This is a genomic window from Thermoplasmata archaeon, assembly GCA_038874435.1.
GTDB lineage: Archaea > Thermoplasmatota > Thermoplasmata > Lutacidiplasmatales > SKW197 > SKW197.
In genome coordinates, this window is sequence record JAVZCK010000001.1 from 43,786 (window position 1) to 64,854 (window position 21,069).

Annotated in this window: 16 protein-coding genes and 2 tRNA genes; 11 read left to right on the forward strand and 7 right to left on the reverse strand. The window is 43.3% G+C overall.

The annotated features are described in order from the left end of the window. Positions 1–25: 25 nt before the first annotated feature. Complete coding sequence (locus tag QXD64_00225; GenBank protein MEM3395744.1) at positions 26–2,293, reverse strand: DNA topoisomerase I; 2,268 nt, start codon at positions 2,291–2,293, stop codon at positions 26–28. Positions 2,294–2,426: 133 nt separating this feature from the next. On the opposite strand from QXD64_00225, the gene QXD64_00230 reads away from it, so the two are divergent. After that, positions 2,427–3,098 (forward strand): hypothetical protein, encoded by a 672-nt coding sequence (locus QXD64_00230; protein MEM3395745.1) that lies wholly within the window; start codon positions 2,427–2,429, stop codon positions 3,096–3,098. On the opposite strand, the gene QXD64_00235 is transcribed toward QXD64_00230, so the two are convergent. After that, on the reverse strand, positions 3,086–3,970 hold the full coding sequence (locus QXD64_00235; protein MEM3395746.1) for a proteasome assembly chaperone family protein: 885 nt from the start codon (positions 3,968–3,970) through the stop codon (positions 3,086–3,088). The two genes, QXD64_00230 and QXD64_00235, sit on opposite strands and share 13 nt — an antisense overlap. Next, positions 3,924–4,352, reverse strand: coding sequence for an arsenate reductase ArsC (locus QXD64_00240; protein MEM3395747.1), 429 nt, complete (start codon positions 4,350–4,352; stop codon positions 3,924–3,926). Before QXD64_00240 ends, QXD64_00235 begins: the two co-directional genes overlap by 47 nt. 60 nt (positions 4,353–4,412) lie before the next feature. Between QXD64_00240 and QXD64_00245 the strand changes: the two genes are divergently transcribed. Beyond that, on the forward strand, positions 4,413–5,402 hold the full coding sequence (locus tag QXD64_00245) for a GTPase (GenBank protein MEM3395748.1): 990 nt from the start codon (positions 4,413–4,415) through the stop codon (positions 5,400–5,402). On the opposite strand, the gene QXD64_00250 is transcribed toward QXD64_00245, so the two are convergent. Further along, a complete protein-coding gene (locus QXD64_00250) occupies positions 5,397–6,059 on the reverse strand; it encodes a phosphoglycolate phosphatase (GenBank protein ID MEM3395749.1) in 663 nt (220 codons plus the stop codon). The genes QXD64_00245 and QXD64_00250 overlap by 6 nt on opposite strands. 86 nt (positions 6,060–6,145) lie before the next feature. Between QXD64_00250 and QXD64_00255 the strand changes: the two genes are divergently transcribed. Both QXD64_00255 and QXD64_00260 read left to right on the forward strand, forming a co-directional pair. Next, positions 6,146–6,760, forward strand: a complete 615-nt coding sequence (locus QXD64_00255) for a phosphoribosyltransferase (GenBank protein MEM3395750.1) — start codon at positions 6,146–6,148, stop codon at positions 6,758–6,760. Between the two features lie 5 nt (positions 6,761–6,765). Beyond that, complete coding sequence (locus QXD64_00260; GenBank protein ID MEM3395751.1) at positions 6,766–7,827, forward strand: radical SAM protein; 1,062 nt, start codon at positions 6,766–6,768, stop codon at positions 7,825–7,827. Here the strand turns inward: QXD64_00260 and QXD64_00265 are convergent, their stop codons facing one another. Further along, positions 7,828–11,025: a tetratricopeptide repeat protein gene (locus QXD64_00265; protein MEM3395752.1), complete on the reverse strand. Its 3,198-nt coding sequence runs from the start codon at positions 11,023–11,025 to the stop codon at positions 7,828–7,830. A 135-nt stretch (positions 11,026–11,160) separates the two neighbouring features. Between QXD64_00265 and QXD64_00270 the strand changes: the two genes are divergently transcribed. The 5 genes from QXD64_00270 to QXD64_00290 are packed head-to-tail and all read left to right on the forward strand — an operon-like array spanning position 11,161 to position 17,401. Further along, complete coding sequence (locus QXD64_00270) at positions 11,161–12,573, forward strand: CoA-binding protein (GenBank protein ID MEM3395753.1); 1,413 nt, start codon at positions 11,161–11,163, stop codon at positions 12,571–12,573. After that, complete coding sequence (locus QXD64_00275; protein MEM3395754.1) at positions 12,561–13,277, forward strand: acetate--CoA ligase family protein; 717 nt, start codon at positions 12,561–12,563, stop codon at positions 13,275–13,277. The genes QXD64_00270 and QXD64_00275 overlap by 13 nt, the downstream gene beginning before the upstream one ends. A 31-nt stretch (positions 13,278–13,308) precedes the next feature. Further along, positions 13,309–15,261, forward strand: a complete 1,953-nt coding sequence (locus tag QXD64_00280) for a zinc ribbon domain-containing protein (protein ID MEM3395755.1) — start codon at positions 13,309–13,311, stop codon at positions 15,259–15,261. After that, positions 15,254–15,961, forward strand: coding sequence for an ABC transporter ATP-binding protein (locus QXD64_00285; GenBank protein ID MEM3395756.1), 708 nt, complete (start codon positions 15,254–15,256; stop codon positions 15,959–15,961). The genes QXD64_00280 and QXD64_00285 overlap by 8 nt, the downstream gene beginning before the upstream one ends. Positions 15,962–15,967: 6 nt before the next feature. Further along, the gene (locus QXD64_00290; protein MEM3395757.1) at positions 15,968–17,401 is read left to right on the forward strand and encodes a hypothetical protein; all 1,434 of its coding nucleotides are present in this window, start codon (positions 15,968–15,970) and stop codon (positions 17,399–17,401) included. Between the two features lie 2 nt (positions 17,402–17,403). Here the strand turns inward: QXD64_00290 and QXD64_00295 are convergent. After that, a tRNA-Gly gene (locus QXD64_00295) sits at positions 17,404–17,477 on the reverse strand. 96 nt (positions 17,478–17,573) lie between these two features. On the opposite strand from QXD64_00295, the gene QXD64_00300 reads away from it, so the two are divergent. After that, positions 17,574–17,648, forward strand: a tRNA-Pro gene (locus QXD64_00300). Positions 17,649–17,662: 14 nt separating this feature from the next. After that, entirely contained in the window at positions 17,663–18,277 is a 615-nt protein-coding gene (locus QXD64_00305; GenBank protein ID MEM3395758.1) for a translin family protein, read from the forward strand. On the opposite strand, the gene ppdK is transcribed toward QXD64_00305, so the two are convergent. Further along, on the reverse strand, positions 18,274–21,066 hold the full coding sequence (gene ppdK / locus QXD64_00310) for a pyruvate, phosphate dikinase (protein ID MEM3395759.1): 2,793 nt from the start codon (positions 21,064–21,066) through the stop codon (positions 18,274–18,276). The genes QXD64_00305 and ppdK overlap by 4 nt on opposite strands. Between the last annotated feature and the right edge of the window lie 3 nt (positions 21,067–21,069).

Sequence of the window (21,069 nt, forward strand, 5' to 3'; positions counted from 1 at the left end):
TTGGACAGAACCCCTCTAACTTCTATCAATTTTTATTTTTACCTTCGCATTCTGGGTTCACGCAGAGCTCCCAAGCACTCTTGTTCATCACGACTTTAACAAGGGGTGCATTGCATTTGCTACAATGTTTCCCAGTATAAACGATTTTACCCCTCTGTGGTAATGGAAAAGCAGTTTTGCATTTCGGATAATTTGTGCAACCGATAAATCGTTTACCCGTTTTTCCATGCATCACCTGCATTTCGCTTCCGCATTTCGGACAGATTCCAATCTTCCGTTTTTCAGTATGGGCACTACACTCAGGATTTATGCAGATTTTTTCTGTGCCATGTCCTTTATGGGTAATTTTGATTACTGGCATTTCGCATTGTTCACATTTCTCTTCCGTTTTCTCAATGTGGCCCGTCTGGGGAATTGGAAAACTCACATCGCACTTTGGATAATTTGAACACCCTACAAATCGCTTTTTACCATCTATATGTATGATGGAGAGTTCACCGCCACATTTTCCACATTTACCCAAATGATGCTGCTCCCTGATTGCGGTTCTAATTTTATCACCAATTCCTTTCCTGTGCTTTTCCAGAAGTGCTACAATTTTCAGTAAGATTTCCTCTGAGTCCTTTATCACACTCTCCATCTTCCTCTTCTTGTTTGCTATTTCTGACATCTCCTCTTCCAGCTTGCTTGTCATTTCTGGCTTCGTCACAATTTCTGCATAGGTTTTGAGGGCATCAATCACTGCATGTCCAGAAGGTGTTGGGATTACAGGGTTCCCAGTGATGTATTTCCGCTCATAGAGTTTCTGAATAATCTCATGCCTTGTTGATTTTGTTCCCAATCCAAGTTTCTCCATCGCCTGAAGCAACGCACTCTGGCTGTATCTTGCAGGCGGCTTGGTTTTATCTTCCTTTGAGTAGATATTTTTTACTGGCACGCATTCTCCCTGCTTGAAAAGAGGAAGTGAAATCTCGGTTCGCTTGCTGTAAATGTAGTACTTTCTCCATCCTTCATCAACTAATGTTAAACCATCAGCCATAAAAATTTCCTCTTTTATATCAAACACCACTTTTTTGGTCTGGTAAATTGCGGGAGGTGCGAGAGTCGCAAGAAATCGTCTCACCACCAATTCATAAATATCCCATTCATCCTTCTTTAACTTGTCTCGTTGGGCTGCACCAACCGGATATATGGGAGGATGGTCAGTGCTTTCGGTTTTTCCTCTGCTTGGAAAAATGCGTTCCTGTGAGAGAATATCTTCAGCCATCTCTCTGAACGGAGAATTTCTAAGTTCCTGCAGGACAGAGCGGAGGTTAATGGTAGGTGGATAAACAGTATTATCGGTTCTTGGGTAACTAATCAGGCCCCGCATGTAAAGATTTTCTGCAATCTGCATCGCTTTCGCAGGTGAATATCCGATTTTTGAGGCCTCTGCAAGAAATGTAGTTGTGTTGAACGGAGATGGAGGAAACTCCTTCTGTTCCTTTTCTGTGTATTCTTTCACTATAGCGGTTTTTGCCCCCTCTAGCTTAGTCAAAATCTCCTTAACCTTTGTCTCCTCAAAGATTCTACCTGCCATGTGTTTTGCAGTTACAGTTTGCTTTTTTTGAATCTCTGCGAAGATTTCCCAGAATGTTTGTGGGACAAAATTTTTTATCAAATTATCGTTTTCTACTACAAGGGCGAGCGTCGGGCTCTGGACTCTTCCAACAGACAGGAAATTTTTTCCTACTCTGCCAGAAGATGTAGAGATAAACCTTGTTAGCACTGCACCCCATTTCAAATCAATTTCTTGTCTTGCAGCGGCAGCATCAGCAAGGGCTTCATCAAGTTGCTGGAGATTTTGAAACGCCTCTGTAATTTCTTGCTTTGTAAGTGCGCTAAATTTGGCACGTCTCACCCTTGGGTCCTGTGGTGAGATACCTGCAATTTCAAGCGTTTCTTTGCCAATTAGTTCACCCTCTCTATCGTAGTCAGTAGCTACAATGATTTTCTCTGATTTTGAGGCAAGATTTTTGATTACTGATGCGATGCTCTTTATTTTCACCTCTTTCAGTGGCTTCGCTACAACAAGTTTTTGTAGGTCAGTTTTCTCCCAGCTATTCATTTTCTCCGGAAAATCAAGTTCAATTATGTGACCACGGAGACCGACCACATGCCATTCTTCTCCATCCTTCTTGAAATTAAAAACAGGTAAACTCCCGTACATTTTACGTTCTGCCTTACCACCTGCGAGAATTGTGGCAATTCGCATCGCAGCATTGTATTTTTCCGCTATCACAAGCACGGACATTTTATCTTCCTTGCGTTTGCATGCGTAAAGATGGAACTCTTATTTTATGGTTGTGGGATGTGTTTTAACGTTTGAGTTTGTCTCTTTTTGCACACCCAAAAAACCTAATATCTTTGAACCATTCTCATTTCGAATGAACGACAAGGACTTCACAATCACAGACCTCGCCCTCATCTTCGAGAAAGAGAAAAAATCTAAAGCGCTAACAAAGATCAGAAAGGACTTTTATCAGGTAGCCACACAGTGTATCCAGAGCATGAGGGAGAGATATCAGAAAGAACTTGCAGCCAATCCTGATTCGCGAACAACAGAGATGGCAAGAAGAGAGCTGGAGCGCGCTAGAAAGGACCTTGAAAACATCGTTCATATGAGAACAACAAAGATTCTGAAGCAGAGCCATGACCACTATTTCAAATATGATAACGACTTCTTGAGCGCTCTCACAGAAGAGGAAAAAAGATTTCTTGAGGGAATCATGGCAGTTATTGCCCAGTTTGTCGCAAATGCCTGGCTCTGGGATAAATCCAATCAACCCCCTCATTTAGCTCCACCTACCACACCCAAACCTACTGAAAAACTAGAGCTAGAAAAGCCCCAGATTAAGCCAATCCCGATGCCAGAAAAACTGCCTGAAATTACGGAACTTGAGAAAAAGAATTTCGTAATTATATTTTTAACAGAGAGTTCAATCGCACTTCCCGAGCAAAATCTATTTTACAAAAAAGGAGACATTGCATCCTTGCCAGAAAAAATTGCAAAGGTGCTAGTGAAGGAAAAGAAGGCGACCCTGATTTATCCTATGTAAGAAAGGTCTTCACTTGTGGGTAGTGGGGATTCTTTTCCATGTTTTGGCTCGAATGGCATCTGTTTCAATCTTTCCAGCGTATCCTCGCTCAACTTTTTCAGTGGTTCTAGGTTTACATCGAGGTTCAGGTAGGGAACAAGCACAGAGAGCACAGAATAGGCAGCAACAGGGTCATCGTAGAACCCAGGGGTTTCTCCCATAAGGCATAGTCCATCCATTCCGTAATCACTGCATAAGCCCACGAGCAAGCCAATCGTGCCAACGATTCCTCCACCAGGCTCTTCCCTTGAAAAAATCACATTATACTTTTTCAGGTTTTCAACAATTTCAGGTTTTGTGGCTGCACCAAACACTCTCGGCTTTTCAACAAATCTCCCAACTCCATAGCCCCCCACAGTGTAAATCTCTTTCACATGAAAGCTCTGGAGTAAACTAAGCAGTTTGTCTGTGATTTCATATTGTCCTTCTGGTGTAAGCCCTTGATAATCACCAACAAGCAAAACCACATCCCGTTCCTTCCCTTTGTAATAAAACAACTCGTTATCCACAATTCTTACAGTCCCATCCTCTCTGAGAAACACCTGCGGTGGAAAATGCTTTGAAATTATGGTCCCGAATTTAACCACTTTGAGCGAATTTTTAATGTATTCTCCAGAAATCTTTCCAACACTGCCAATTCCAGGCAAACCTTCAAGAAAGATTGGATTTTTGAGTTTTGGCTTCTTGGTTAGTTTGATTACTACTTCTTCCATCTGATGCACCTTTGCTCCTACATACCACCAACGCTTATAAACATAACTGAAACAGCGCAGTTCATGAATGCTCTCATCTAAATTCCTTCTCAATCTGAACCAACCAATCCCTGATTTCATCGCGCACTTTTCTAAACTGTTCCAATCTTTCATCATCACTTTGTCCACTCTTATCCGGGTCCTCAAAATCTCTGTGGATGTATTTTTTACCACCGGGAAAGAATGGACATTCCTCAGCGGGTTCACTTCCGTGCCCACACACTGTCACCACTAGGTCAAATTTCATTCCTCTAAACTCTTTCACATGCTTCGAGCGATGGCTTGAGATATCTATTCCAAGTTCGTTCATCACCTTTACAGCCAGTGGATGCACACTCGTTGGTTTCGAGCCCGCACTGTAAACTTCAACTGTATCACCATAAAATGCTCTTATCAATCCCTCGGCCATCTGGGAGCGTGCAGAGTTATGGACACAAAGCACTAACACCCTTTTCTTTTCCATGGTTAAATGGAAAGGGAGTTCATTTATATACTTGCTGTTAGTTGCCTCCAATGGTGGGCAATGAAAGAAATTCCAACTGTGCTTACCAGCGATGAACTTACAAACAAGGTTTTAAAAAAGGCAGCATCTGTTACTGTGAAACAAACAGGGAACAAGCTCGCTGATGAAAAAAATCTTGTACATGCAAAAATTGACTGCGTGGAGGCGAATTTAGTTCAAACTCTGGCAAGATATGAAAGGACATTTCCAGTTATTGAAAAACTTTCTCCATTTGAGAAGGAACTAGTGGACATTTTAATAGGGTGCGAAGAATTGCATCATTCTCTTGCAGCCATTAAGTGGTGTAGCCAAACAGTGAGAAAAATCGGAAAGGAGGTCCGAGAAAAATTGAGACGCAGCAATCTCAAAGAGTTAGAAAAAATAAAGAAGGAGTATTATGGCCGTGTGAGTTCTGTAATAAAACAGGTGTCACCAGAACTAAATTTTCTAAACGGTGCTAGAAACGTGCTCGTCAAGATTCCACATATTGATGTCACACTTCCCACTATTGTGATTGCGGGCTTCCCAAATGTCGGCAAGTCCACACTTGTGAAAAAAATTTCTTCTGCAGAGCCAGAGATTGCTCCATATCCATTTACCACCAAAGGTTTGATTATTGGACATGCAACACTGAATCTTGTAAAGTACCAGTTTATAGATACACCTGGATTGTTGGATAGGCCCCTTGAAGAAAGAAACAAGATTGAAAAGCAGACGATTCTGGCTCTGCGGCATCTTGCAGACATAATCCTATTTCTCATAGATCCAACTGGTTATTCTGGAACCGTAGACCAACAGGAAAAACTTTTAAGAAATTTAGAGCGGGAATTTGGTGAGGCTGTGTTTATAGTGGTGGAAACGAAAGGAGATATTGTTAAAAGTCCCACAAAACGTCTGAGAATTTCTGCAGAAACAGGTGAAGGACTTCAGGAGTTAGTGGAGACGATAAAAAAGAGGTTCAAAGAGACGAAGAAGTACAGGAACGGATTGGAAACGGGCAAGATCTCATAATCCTACCCTCGTGATTATCTCAACAAACCCTTTTCCATAGGCATTCTTAGCCACATATTTGGCTTTCTGTTTAGCAAGTTCCGATGCATTTGCAGGTGCACCACTGAATCCAGCAATTTCAAGCATCCTTGCATCGTTGTCACCATCGCCCACAGCAATGCACTCTTCTAGCGAAACGCCGAGCTTTTTGCAGATGTGCTCCATCGCACTGGCTTTCGAAACATGCTCCGGCATTATGTGGATTGCAAAGCCGGTGCGTTCAATTCTTACCCTGAAACCTTTGCTCAACTCAACAATTCTTTCATAGTCAGCATCTGGCTTCACTGCAATCTCAGTGAGACGCCATCTATCCGTGAAGATGCGTTCCATCTTTATTTGTTGCTGGGCTGCCCTGAAAAACCGTTCTACTTCCTCAATTGTTGCTAACACCTCCACCTCATTGTTGCAGAGCACTACCCCTCCGTTTTCAGCAATCACAGGGCCATGCAGACCAATGAACTGCCTTATCCCAAAGGCAACTGGGAGCACATTACCACTTGTGAGCACCACTGTGAGTTTTTTGCTCAGATTTCTGAGAATTTCTACTGCCTCAAGCTCTGCTCTTCGTTCCTCATCCGTGATTGTGCCATCAATGTCAACGAACAGGGCTTTGAACATAGTTTGAGGAGAGGGGACGGATTATAAAAGGGTTGGTCTCATCAATCCTTATATACACTGTTTGCTTTTCTCAAAATGGTGTGAAAATGGAGACCATCAAATGCCAGATAGTGAAGTGGGAAGACATAGAGAAATGGGTTGACGATGTAGTAGAGAAAATCCGCAGAGCCAATTACAGACCCGATGTCGTCATCGGCCTCACAAGAGGTGGCTGGATTCCTGCAAGGTTGATATGTGATGAACTTCAGGTGAAGAGCTTGTATGCTGTAAAGACAGAACACTGGGGGCTCACCGCCACCAAAGATGGACAGGCAAAAATTGCCCAGCCACTTGCTGTGGATGTCAAGGATAAGAATGTGCTCATCGTTGATGACATTACAGACACTGGGCAGAGCTTATCGCTTGCAAAAGAGCATGTAGCTTCCTTCAAGCCCAGTGCCTTGAAAACTGCCACTTTGCTGCACATCACGCACTCCACAATTGTCCCGGATTTTTACAGCGTGGAAGTTCCCAAAGAAGAGTGGACCTGGTTCATATTCCCCTGGAATTTCAACGAAGACATACAGAGCTTGGTTTCAAAAGCGCTGAATGATGTGAGGGCTGCTGAAGAAATAAAGGAAGTGCTGAAAAAACACTGTCAGATAACAGTGGAGGAAAAGGTGATTTATAACGCCCTTCTCACATTGGCAAGGAAGCAGTGAGCCGAATGATAAAATCACTGCCAGCTGGCTCAAAATACGCTGGAAGTTTGCCTAAAGGGTGTGTGCACTGCAAAAGTGGTAGAAAGCTCGTACTTTTTGTCACAGGTAGATGCTACCAGAACTGTGTTTACTGCCCGCTTTCAGTTGAAAAACGGGGAAAAGATTTTGTATGGGCTAACGAGTTGCTTGTGGAAAATGATGAAGATGTGGTTTACGAAGCAAAAATGATTGATGCGGTGGGTGCGGGCATAACAGGTGGGGAGCCAGCACTGGCGATAGACCGTGTGATGCACTACAACAATCTGCTCAAATCTAATTTCTCATATTTCCACACCCATCTCTACACCACGACCCATGCAAAAGAAATAATTGCTAAATTTGGAGAGGCAGACATTGACGAACTCAGATTCCACATTCCTGTAAGGCACTGGGATTCTCTATCAAAAAGCCCTTATGCTGATGCAATTCGATTTGCACTTGGAACAAAAATGACAGTGGGGATTGAGGTCCCTGTGTTTCCGAACAGGGCTAAGGAGTTACAAAAGTTGCTCAAGGACAGTTTTGCTCTTGGTGTGGAATTTGTGAATTTGAATGAACTTGAATTCTCAGACACTAACTGGGAGGGTTTGCGACGGCTGAGAATCAGTGAGAAAGGAGGGGTTTCGGCTGCAGCGAAAGGCAGCGAGGAAGTGGCTCTAAAAATGCTAAGGGAATTTGAGGATTATAGAGTGCATTACTGCTCTTCAGCATTCAAGGATGCTGTCCAGTTACGCAACAGGTTGTTGAGGCGAGCAAAGAATGTGGCAAAGGAGTACGAGGTTGTGACTGATGAAGGCACCCTCCTGAGGGGCGTAATTTACTGCGAAAATCCTTTGAAATTGAAACAAAAACTCGTTGAGGACTTTGGAATCCCATCAAATCTCGTAGAAGTTGTGAAAGGAAAGAAGATGGTTCTCACACACCCTGGAATTCTGGAGGAAATAGCAGTGGAGCTTGGAGAAAAGGCCTACATTGTGGAGGTCTATCCAACAGAAGATGGGCTGGAAGTGGAGAGAATTCCGCTCTAATCACGCCCTCATCGTTTCATAAAGCTTCCGGAGATAGTAAACTTTTGCACCTATCTTCTCGAACATTGAATATGCCTTTTCAAAACACTCAATTGCTTCATCCTTCCTAAGCTGGCTTTTGTAGAGCAAACCCAGTTCAAAGTAGGTTTCTGCAAGTCTGTGTGGAAGATTGAGTTTCTCAAGAATTTCAATAGAGTGCTTGAAGTTTTCCTCAGCTCCAACAAAATCGCCTTTGAGTCGTTTTGCAACCCCCATGTATCTATGAACACTTGCCAGACCGTGTAGGTCTCCAATGCGCTTCAGATTCACATATGCTTCCTTCAGGTACTCTTCGGCTTTAACTGTATCACCTTTCCCTCTAATGTAGACCTCAGCAAGGTTAAACATTGTCCAGTATGTCTCTCTGAAATAGCCAAGTTTCTTGAAAATATCAAGTGCCTTTTCATAGCACTTCACAGAATTCTCAAAATCTCTGACTTCAAGATAGGCGCCGCCTATGTTATGGTAGGCCCTTGCCATTTCGTAATAAAAGTATTTTTCTTCTGCATACTTGATTGCATCACTGTATTCTGAGATTGCAGAATTGATATCGCCAAGTTCTGAGTATATCATCCCCGTCTCAATCTTGAGATTCACAAAAAGAGAGAGATCGTTTACCATTTCTGCATGATGAAGTGCATCCTTTATGTACTGTTTTGCTTTCTCATACTCCCCAGTTCTCCAGTAAATCAGAGCTAGGCCCTCCTCAGCATAAGCAATTCCTGATGCATCGTTGAGTTCTCTTGCAATTTTCAAGCTCTCCTCATAGTTCTTTATTCCCTCTAACCACTCGCTTCTGTTGTAGTGCACATGCCCTATTCTCTCATAAAGTTTCATCAATTTTACTGCTCTATCCTTCTCGCTGAGCAAATTCCTTGCAATGTTCAGAGCAGCACCATATGCCTTGAGCGAATCGTTCCATCTAGCAAGGATGTCGTAAATTGTGCCCTTCAGCACATACATGTCAATCCTGCTGGAAAATGCGATCTCAGGCATATTTTCTAGTAATTCCAGAATATCATAGATGTAACCCTGCTGGAGCAAGCGGAAGGAGTTAGTAGAGATTACATCCACCAGTTTCTCAAAGTCCTTGGTTTTGTAGAGATGATAGGCACACTCAAGGTAAACTCTTTCTGAAAATGTGCCTTCTCTGTTGATTATGTCCAGATAATAATGCGCCGCTCTTTTGTGGGCATCGTTTTTCTCCTGGAGAGACATCATGTTGTAGAAAAATTCTCGCACAAGTTCATGAACTTCATAGTGGTTGTTAGAGACATGGGTAAGCAGACCTCTGTTTATCAGGTTTGTAATGGTTTCTGTGGTGTATCCAGGAAATGTGTAAGTTATCGTATCCAGTGAGACGGGATGTCTGAAGACAGACACATTTTTCAAAAAGGATTTTTCTGTTTCTCCTAGTTTCATGAAAATTTCGTTGAAAATGAACTTGTAGATGCCGCTGCTCGTCTGTTTCACATCCTCTGGAGATTTTAAAAATTCAAGTGCAAGAGGATGCCCCTTGGTGAGAGCATAAATCTGCTCAAACATTTTCTCAGGAAAACCCTTCAATTTGAGAAACTCAAAAGTACTCTCCTTGTCCAAGCCCTTTAGCTCAAGTTCAAGCACAAGCTTTCGCTGTTCCACATCCCTTATGTCGTAGAACGGGACAATGTGTCTAGACAGCAAAATAAATTTCACACCTTCCATCCCCGCAACCACATCCAGCAGCGAGGTGAAAAATTGTCTGATTTCTTCATTGACCTTCTGAAAATCATCTATAAATACAATAAGCCCTGTGTTCTTCAACTCTCGTTCTAGAATGCCTAGAACTTCTCCAATATCTATTGACGACTTTGCCTCTATGTAATTCTTGAGGTTGTGGCGTTTCAGCAGAAACAGAATCTCGCTTAATTCAACAACAATTGTCCGCAAATTCACCCAGTCGTAAATTCGGAGCCAGAATACATTGCATTTTTTCACATAATTTCTTGCCACTTTTGCTCCGAGCGTTGTTTTTCCCATTCCAGCAATTCCGTGAATTATCATAAACTTATGTGTTTTAGAATTTATGAATTCATCAATCTTTCTGAGCTCTTCCTGTCTGCCAAAGAAGTGCACAATTGCAGGAATTTTTGCGTGGAAGCTTGTAACCTCATCTGAAATTTTTTCCAGAAATTCGGAAAGGGAAGGCGTACCAGGCACGGTTGCAGGTTGTGGCATAATTTGCGGTTTCTCTTGGGTTGGCTCCGGAGTTTTTGTTTCCTTTACCCTGCTCACCCCATCTTCTCTTATTACCTCAAATTCCCGTTCAAGAAGGGCAAGGAAGCTTGGATCCACTGCTGCTGGTGAGAGCGGAATTGCCAGAGTGAGATTGTTGGAAATTGTGAAGTCCTCAATCATATGGATGAACTTTATAATCGGGTCGAGGCCATTCTGGGCAATCAAATACTCAAGCCCGTCAATTATAACAAAACCTGTCTTCATTTCCTCTGCAAAACTCTTGATTATAGAAAAAATTCTCACTAGGTTCGTTGCACTCACAGAACCCTCACTTTCAATCCCGCTCAGCCAGTAAATTTTCGCCTTATCATCTCCGAGCAAGCTCTTTATTCGTTGGGGTGGTATTCTAGAAAGAAAAAGACAGTTTTTTCCTTGGAGCTCCCTTCTCAGCAAAGAGAACACAAATTCCTGCTTTGAAAACTCAATCAGATAACACACACCTTCTATCAATGTCTTCTTTCCCTCTGGCACGGGAATTTTCTCCTCTTTTCGCTGCACTACTTCCTCCTTTTTTGCGACCTCCATAACCTCTTTAAGAATTTGTTCCTCTTTTTCCTCTGGTAAACCAAAAATCCATTCCACTGCCTTCACATCATCCCTTATCTTTTTTGCATGTGCTATGCCTGGTGTTGTGAGAAAATATACTTTTCTCCTTCGCTCCGAACCAATCACATGGGCAAGCTTTTCCTCAATGTATCCCTTATCTAGAAGGCCTTTGAGAGTTCTGGGCACATGACTTCGCAGAATCCCGACCGCCTCTGCAATTCCATCTTGCGTTACTGCAAACGGCACTTCAAAATGGTCCACATACTTAGTATATTCATACAGGTGCAGCAACACTTTCTCTGCGGCGGTAAGTTTTATTCTGTGTCCATTAGCCATTCAGATGGCGTAATGTAAAGGCAATAAATTAAACTTTCTGTATGCATAATTTATGGCTGACGGAGAAACATGTCGTATAACATGAGTAGAGAATTTAATATATCTGTCAGGTATTCACATCTAAGAGGTAATTCTATGGATGAAAACATAAGAGCCATGTTCCATCCGAGGAGCATTGCGATAATCGGTGCATCAAACAAGCTCTGGAAGGTGGGTCATGCTGTTATTGCAAATGTGCTCTTTGGCGATTGTCTGCGCAGAGATAGACAGCTGGGTTATAAAGGCAAAATTTATCCAGTAAATCCAAACGAGGATGTAATTTTCAATTTACCCACATATCCATCAGTTCTTGCCATTCCAGAAGTGGTGGACCTTGCAGTGATTGCAGTGCCTGCAAAGGTAGTGCCTGGTGTAGTTGAAGAATGTGGAAAGAAGGGAGTTAAAGCAGCAATAATAATTTCTGCTGGATTTGGTGAGACGGGAGAGGAGGGAAAACGAGTTGAAGAGGAGATTGTGAAGACGGCTAGAAGTTACGGAATGCGGGTTCTCGGACCCAACTGCCTTGGTATCTACAGCTTGTATGAAGACCTGAATACCACATTTGCAAGAGCAATGCCAGCAAGAGGACCTATTTCCTTTATCTCTCAGAGTGGTGCTTTCTGTGCCTCGGTCATTCAGTATTCACTGGAGGAGCACTTTGGATTCTCAAATTTTGTGAGCATTGGCAACAAATCTGACATAGATGATGCAGACATAATTGAGTATTATGCCACAGATGAACACACAAAATGTGTTGCAATGTATATCGAAGCCCTGAAGGATGCAAGAAAATTTCTGAAGGTGGCACGAGAGGTTTGTAAAAAGATTCCAATTGTCGCTCTAAAATCTGGAAGAACAGAGATTGGGAGAAATGCGGCTAAATCCCATACAGGTAGTATTGCAGGCAATGATATTGCATATGAGGCAATGTTTCGCCAGACGGGAATTTATAGAGCGAGAACGATGAGCGAGCTTTTTGATGCAGCTAGAGCTCTCGCTTACCAGCCACCACCTTCCCTTGAAGGAGGAATTGCAGTGGTCACAAACTCTGGTGGTCCCGGTGTGGTTGCTACAGATGCAGCCAGTGACCTCGGTTTACCGCTAGCAAAACTATCAGACCGGACAATAAATGAGCTGAACAGAGTTTGCCCACCCGAATGGTCTCATAGAAATCCCGTGGATATTCTCGGAGATGCGAGTCCAGACAGGTATGCAGATTCAATCCGTGTGCTTCTGGAAGCAAAGGAAGTTTCTGGTTTGATTGTTATCACTGCCCCTCAGGCAATGACAGACCCTGAGACACTTGCAAAGAGAATTGTGGAGGCTGCGAAAGGCACCTCAAAGCCAGTAATTGCCTCATTTGTGGGGATGATTTCAAGCCCCGCAGAAAATTATGTGGAGAGTCAAGGCATTCCAGAAATGTCGTTCCCAGAGGATGCAGTGTTTGGGATGCATGCACTTGTGCACAGAGCCAGAATTTTAAGGAGGGAAGAGATATGGCAGGAGTAGAAATAAGCCAGGTGTTTGCAAGTGTGCTGGCAGAGGGTAGAAATGTGCTTTCATTGGATGAAGCAAGAAAGGTGCTTGAAGCCATTGGAATTAAGTTCAATGCCTATGGCTTTGCCAGAAATCTGGAGGAAGCAATTCAGCTTTCAAGGAAAATTGGTTATCCTGTGGCTATGAAAATTGTTTCTCCTGATGTAATTCACAAAACAGAAGTGGGCGGAGTCAAACTCTACCTTCAAAGCGAGCTGGACATTGTGCATGCCTACGAGCAGATGCTGGAAAATGTGAAAAAGGTAATGCCGAATGCAAGGGTGCTTGGTGTGAGTGTCGAGGAGATGTTGCGAGGCACAGAACTTGTTATCGGTGTTACCAGAGATGAGCAGTTTGGCCCGATGCTCATGTTTGGGCTTGGCGGAATCTGGGTTGAAATTTACAAGGATGTGTCTTTCAGAATAATTCCGCTTGAACGCGTGGATGCCTGGGAAATGATTCACGAGATAAAGGGGATTGAGATAATTGAGGGAGCAAGGGGCTTCGAACCGGTTAACAAGAAAAAGATTGTGGACTACATTATGAAGGTTTCTGAGTTTGTAGAGACACATCCAGAAATTGAGGAGATGGACATAAATCCGCTGATAGGCGCAAAAGGGGACCTTTACGCAATTGATGCCAGAATAATTTTGAGAGATGTGAAGGAGCAGAAATAATAAATACTTCCTTTTTCATAAGTAAGTCAATATGCCATCAACTTGCAATAATTGTGGTGCTGAGCTTCCCGCAGCTGCGACTGTTTGCCCAAAGTGTGGCAATCTAGTCACTCTTGTTTCTGCGGAGGAACGCGATAAGAAACTGAAGGAACTTGCCTCTCTGCTTGAACTTGAGGAATCTGAAGAGGAGGTAGAACCAAAGCTCACAGAAGGACCTTCTGCCATGTATGGAAAAAAAGAGAATGGAAGAGTTGGTTTCACCAATGGAAGAGTAAATGGTCTGAGTGAGAGGACAGGTTTTACCAATGGAAAGAAGAAAGGAATCGAACGCAGGGTTTATGTTGAGAAAAAAAGAACAGTCATTGCATTGGCCGTGGTTCTTTTGATTGTTTCTTCTATACTTCTCGTTTATTTCATGCTTCCACAACCATCTGGAAAGATTGGAATTGATGGCAATTTCAGTGACTGGGATGATGTGCACAAGACCTCTGTAGCATCAGCTATAACAAGGGATTCTATTGCACCTGTGGAACTGGCTATGCTGGAAGAGGAGAAAACATTAGCATTCTATGTGAAGGTGAGGGGCACAATCTTTGAGGGTGCACCCCAGATAGTGGCTGAGAGAATTACCGATGGCTGCTACATACTGGTAGATGCTGATAGAAATCCAGATACGGGCTATTCTGCCCTTGGTTATGGATTTGACTACAAGATTACCGTATTCGGAGAGAGCGGAAATGTGAGAAGCAGCAGTGTTTATGCCTATGGAAGCACAGAAAATAGAATTAATTGGTCTGCCTGGAACATGGTTTCTTCCGCTAAAGCAGCGAATTCTGGTTCGCAAATGGAACTTCAAGTGAGCAAAACCGCAGTATCTTTCAGCGAGAATTTTACAGCCATTCTCATAATGAAATCCTGGGATGGGCTTGCCTCTGAACCCTTCCTGTTTTCAAAAACAGGGATTTACATTGAGGCAAAGGTATTGGCAGTTGCTCCAATGGTGCTGAATGATGCGCCAGAGTTTCTGAAGATTGAACTATGTGCCAAAGGCGGTGATGCCCTTCTAAACCAAATTTCGTTTAAAGTTCTGGGTAATGCGAGAAATTACACCCTTGCTCTAACCGATGGAACTCGAGAACTTGGAAGCGCTTTCGTTGGAGAGGAAGATACTGTTAGAATAAATGCAGGGAACTATAAACTGAATAAAAATACAATTGTCACACTCATCCTTACTGGAAATTTAAGTGGTGTGAGTGTCGGTGGCACTGCGGGTTTCAGACCGGCTGGACCTTCTAGTATTGATGCTAGTGCCCAGGTTTTGCTAAGAAATCCATCTACTCCTAATGGAAATTTTGTTGGTTACTACCAGGAAGTCCCGCAAAACCCAGAGGTGGACGGCGCGTTTGGGGAGTGGAAGGAAGTGACCCAGGAAACGACCAGAGTTTTAAATCCAAATGTGGACATAAAGGAGTATGCGTTTTTGTTGGGAAACACGCTGGGAATGTATGTTGGTGTTGAAGGTAGAATTTTCAATGGGGAGTTAATACCCGAACGCACGCCGATTGTTGGCACCGGTAGTGGCCAACAGCCAACATCTGGCTACATTTCAGGTGAGGATGTGCTTCGTGTCTATCTCTACACGACTCTTTCTTACATCAGCCCAGATTACATGGTGGAAATCTCAGGATTGGATAACTGCGTCAAAAATGCTGCATTTTATACTCAGGTTAACGGAACATGGGTCAAAATTCAGGCAGTGAATGCAAAAATCTCAGAATGGCAGGTGGAATTTGAAATTCCAAATGTAGTGAAAAATACATTTTTCTATGTGGATGTGGCATTCAAGGACTGGAACAGTTCAAGTGCAAGCAGAGTGGTGCTGAGTCCAGGCGTGAACGAAGATGTGCAAATTGTGATAGTGATTCCAGTGCTTCTGATCGCAACCTGGATGATTTGTAGTAGAAGAGAAGAAAAGCATGATTGAATGCAGAGAAATTACGAAAAAATTTGATAATTTTCTCGCACTCTCAAATATTTCCTTCACTGTGGAAAAGGGCGTTTTTGGACTTCTCGGAACCAACGGAGCTGGCAAAACCACAACCATAAAGATTCTTGTCACCTTGCTAAAACCCACATCAGGCACTGCATTGATAGATGGAATTGATGTTGTGAGAAAACCAATGGAGGTTAAGAAAAAGATAGGGTATCTCCCAGAGATGCCAATGCTTTTTGAACATTTAACAGGCAAGGAATTTCTGGAATTGATGGGCAATTTGCGAAAAATGGAAGTGATGGAAATCGAAAATAGAATTGAGGAACTCGCAAAAATGCTGGGGATTGGAGATTATCTTGATGTACTCTGTTCCACCCTTTCCAAAGGCACGAGACAGAAGTTTGCGTTCGCCGGTGCAATTTTTCATGAGCCAGAATATCTTTTTTTGGATGAGCCCTTGCTGGGAATGGACCCAAAATACTGGCATGTGGCAAAGAATTACATAAAAAATTATGGGAGAAACCATGTGGTTTTTATGAGTACACACATCACGAATTTGGCAGAGGAAATTTGCGATAGCATAGGCATTATTCATCAGGGTAAGTTACTTGCTTGCGGAAAATTGGATGAAGTGAAAGGGGCTCTCACACTAGAGGAGTCACTGATTGAGAAAATTGATGCCGCAGGGTGATGCTTTTTGCTCTACACTATATTCAACAATGGATGTGCAGAAGGTCTGAGAAAATTCTATCTCAGGGCGAAAGAACACCCATTTATGGTGGGCTGGTTTTTTGTGCTGATTCTTGCTGGGGAATGGATGGTAATTCAGATTGTTTCGCTTTCTACAATTCTGAAGCTTGACACCATTGTATCTTTTTCCTATCAGGATGTGCTCTTTTTTGCTTTTTTCCTTTTCACTGGAATTGCTTACTCAACCTCGTTGAACCATTTTGTGAAGGAGAGAAAGCTTGTCTGGTATTTTTCTCAGCCAGTTGAAACATGGCATGTGTTCGCAGGCACATGGCTTCTGACCTTCTGGCTCATAGAGGGTGTGATTGCAATTGCGCTCTCAACGATGGTGGGAATGGTGATGCTTCTGCAAGCACCTCTCGCCATCCCATTTGACTTTGGATGGAAGCTTGTTTCAGTTGGAGCCATAGGAAGTTTGTGCGGATTTGCAGTTGGAATTTTCATGTTTGTCAAGCCCCTCAAGAAAAAAATTCTTTGTCTCTATCTTTTCTCAATGAGTTATGTCGGCGTATGGTATGCACTTGAAAACTCTCTTCTTTTTGTTCCTGTAATAGCGTATGCTTGCTTTCTTTTGTATCTGGCTTACAAAATTGGTCTAGTGGCATGGAACAATGGAATTGTGCTGGAGAGAACACCAAAAAAGACCCAAATAAAGCTACCTGTCTTTTTGAAAGAAGAACACCTGAGGAAACTGGCTCAAGCAGAATGGCTCTACATAGTTCGCAACAGCGAGCACATCAGCATTCCGCTCGTGATTGTATTTGCATTTGTTGGGCAAATTCTTGCCCTCCGTGTGCTTCCGTCAGAGACCCTCACAGGTTTCACTGCAAGATACACTTATGCAGCGGTTGCTGGCACTGCCCTATTCGTTGCCTCAGCCCTGCTTTCTGTAATCAGTGCCCTGAGTGTGGTTGGAAAGGATGGCAAAGCATACTGGGTTCTCAAGACCGCACCCGTGAGTGGAGAGCGAATAATGGTGGCAAAAACCTACTGGGTTCTCTTTACCTGTCTGATTGGCTTGCCTATTGTGCTTCTTGCATTACCGCTCTACATTTTCAGGAAAATTCCATTAGTGTTGTTTGTGATTGCTTCAGGTGTTGCCAGTGCTTTTATTTCCACTGCTGCGGGAACATGGGGGGCTGCAAGGTACCCTGATTTTTCTGCCTGGCATCGTGGCTCAACAGACATCATTACCACATACAATGTGCTGATTCTCTCTCTTGTGCTAAACGCACTTTTTCTGGGAATCCCACTCCAAATTTACTTCCATGATAAGGTGCTCGGCATCCTGGCTGCGATTTTCTCTGCAGATATGGGTGCTTTAGCTTATGTGCTTGCCTGTAAATCCGGAGGAAGAGAGTATGAGAGGATTGAGAAATAGAGTGCGGGTGCCGGGATTTGAACCCGGGTTACAAGCTTGGCAAGCTTGAGTGATAGCCAGACTACACTACACCCGCAGTGCAAACGGGAAATACCAAGATGGAATATATATCTTTCTTTTGACTAGGAACTGAAACAATTTTATATTCCCAGGGATTTAGGCCATCTGCACAGGGGCCGTGGGGTAGCTTGGACTATCCTTCTAGCTTGGGGTGCTAGAGACTCCAGTTCAAATCTGGACGGCCCCATAGAAGTGTTTATTATGTGGTTAGGAATGCTCCTAACCATGCCCAATCTTAATTTGCATGAAATGATAAGTCAGGCCGTTGCTGAACTTGACGAGATTGAAGCGGTTAGAGAGATTGCAATAAAGAATGCAAGGACAATCATAAAAGAGTCCAGAAAAATTATTCAGATGACGCATCTAGGCAATGATGTGCGTGAGGGACTCAAGAAATTAAGGGAAGAGATGCTGATGATTAGGGGTTTGTGTGAAAAAATAGATGCAAACAAGGTCTTGCCTGTACTAGAAGATGCATACCAGGAGTTTGGGGAAGTATGCATTTTTCTCGCGGTGTTGAAAGGCGAGCCAATACCCTCTCATAAAGAACTCGGAATTACACCAGGTGCTTACCTTCTAGCTTGTGGGGATGTAATTGGGGAATTGCGCAGATTCTGTCTCAACTGTTTGAAAAGGGGAGAGGTTGAGAAGGGCACAAAAATTCTTGAAATTATGGAGGAATTTTACAGTGAACTTGAAGTGTTAGATTATCCCACTGCAATGGTTCCGCTCAAACACAAGATTGATGTGGCAAGAGGAATCATAGACAAGACACGAAGCGATGTTGCTTATGCTGTAATGTCTCGCAGAGTTTAGGGTTCCTTTTTTAGTGTTCCCATCTTCTCTTTTATTGCCGCCTGGGCAGCAGCGACCCTTGCAATTGGAATTCTGTAGGGCGAGCAACTTACATAGTCCACGCCAATGGAATGACAGAACTCTATTGAACGAGGTTCGCCTCCATGTTCACCACAAATTCCAACCTTCAGGTCAGGTCGTGTCTTTCTACCCCACTCTATGGTAATCATCATTAATCTGCCCACACCTTTCACATCTAAAATCTCAAATGGGTTATCCTGGAGAATCTTCTTTTCGTTGTATAGGGGAAGGAACTTGTTCTCTGCATCCTCTCTTGAGAAACTGAAGGTTGCCTGTGTCAAGTCATTTGTGCCAAAGCTGAAGAACTCTGCATATTCCGAGAGTTTTCCAGCACGCATGCAAGCCCTCACAACTTCAATCATTGTCCCGAATTTGTATGGCACTTTTATCCCATACTTCTCTTCAACCTCTCTGTGCACCTTCTTTAGAATGTCATGCACCCATTTCAACTCCTGAGCCGTGCACACCTGCGGCACCATGATCTCTGCATTTACCTGATTACCTTGTTTAAGCAACTCTGCTACCGCCTCAAGAATTGCTCTGATTTGCATCTCGTAAATCTCTGGATAAGTAATACCCACACGCACACCTCTATGTCCAAGCATTGGATTTACTTCAGCCAAATTCTTCACTTTTCTCAGCACGTTTTCTTTAAGACGGAGAAGGTCTTCATCAACTCTTTGCTCTCCTAACTTCATCAATTCGGCAGAAACTTTCTCAACTGGCTCTAGATACATATGAAGTTTTGGGTCCATGAGCTTAATCGTTTCTGGCAGTTCATGCATTGCTTCTACAATTTTTCTGAAGTTCTTTAGGCGCTCGATTTCAGTCATCAGTTCTTCCTGGGACGGCAGGAATTCGTGGAGGGGTGGGTCAAGAAGTCGAATTGTGACTGGTTTTTCCTTCATCACCTTGAAAATTTCAATGAAGTCCTGTTTCTGGAATGGCAAGAGTTTATCAAGGCATTTCTTCCGCTCCTCGTATGTCTCTGCAAGAATCATTTCCTGGACTATTGGAAGGCGGTTGGTTTCGTTGAACATTCTTTCAGTTCTGCATAGCCCTATCCCTTCAGCACCGAATGAAATCGCAAGTGCTGCCTCCTTAGGTGTGTTCGCATTTGCTCTCACGCCTAGTTTTCTTATTTCGTCTGCCCAGGCAAGAATGGTTTTGAATTCTTCACTGATTTCCGGCTCAATTTTCGGTACATCTCCCAACCAAACTCTGCCAGATGTGCCATCGATTGTGACAATGTCCCCCTCACTTATCTTTATGTTTCCCACAGTTGCAACCCTCGCTCTGGAATCAATTTTAATATCCTCACATCCAGTTACGCAGGGTTTTCCCATCCCTCTTGCGACCACAGCAGCATGGCTTGTTTTACCACCTTTGCTCGTAAGAATTCCTTGAGCTGCGAAGAAGCCATGAATGTCTTCTGGCTTCGTCTCCTCACGAAGCAAAATGACTTTCCAGCCAAGTCGGCCTCTCCGCTCTGCTTCATCAGCGTCAAAAATAACACTACCAGATGCTGCACCAGGTGAAGCTGGGATTCCCACCGCGATCGGTTTACCAGTGTACTTTGGATCAACCCTTCTATGCATCAATTGGTCAAGTTCAGAAGGATTTATTCGGAGCAAGGCCTCCTCTTTGGTGATTACCCCTTCTTTAACAAAATCCACAGCAGTTTTCACACGGGCCGCAGCATTCATCTTTCCATTTCTGGTTTGAAGCATGTAGAGTTTTCCTTTCTCAATTGTGAATTCCAGGTCCTGAACTTCTTTAAAGTGCTTTTCCAGCTTAGCTCTAACTTCCAGAAGTTGCTGATACACTGTGGGCATTTCCTCTTTGAGTTCCGCAATTGGCTTAGGTGTCCTTATCCCAGCCACAACATCTTCGCCTTGAGCGTTTACGAGATATTCTCCATAAAACACATTTTCTCCAGTAGCAGGGTCCCTTGTAAATGCAACACCTGTTGCAGAGTCATTTCCCATGTTACCAAACACCATCGTTTGCACATTCGCGGCAGTGCCGTTTGCCATATCCGGTGTAATCTTGAATTCTCTTCTATAGTCCACACATCTTTTTCCATTCCAGGATTCAAATACAGCTTTGACTGCCGTAAAGAGCTGCGCATATGGGTCTGTTGGAAAATCTCCTTTTTCTCTCTTGGTTATAGCTTTGAATTCTTCGCAAAGTTGTTTGAGGTCTTCAGCAGTTAGGTCTGTATCATATTTGTAGCCCTTGTTTTTCTTCATTTTTTCAAGGGCATGGGAAAAGAGTTCGTCATCAACACCCATTGCAATTTTGCTGAACAGCGAAATGAATCGTCTATAGGCATCGTAGGCAAATCTTTCATTCTGTGTTGCTTCAGCCAGTGCCTTCACAGTTTCATCGTTTAATCCTAAATTTAGAATTGTGTCCATCATGCCGGGCATTGAAATTGCGGCACCACTTCTCACGGAGACCAGAAGCGGAGGTTTCCCGCCGAATTTTTTTCCGCTTGCCTCCTCAAGTTTTTTAATTGCATCCATGACCTGCTCTCTCAAACCATCTGGCAATTCCCTGTTTCTCTCATAATACTCCAAGCAAGCCTCTGTAGTTATCACAAAACCGGGAGGTACCGGCAACCCTATCTGAGTCATTTCACATAGTCCAGCACCTTTGCCACCTAATAACTTCTTGTTTTTTCCATCTCCTTCAGTGAACAGATACACATACTTCTTCATGGTCATCAT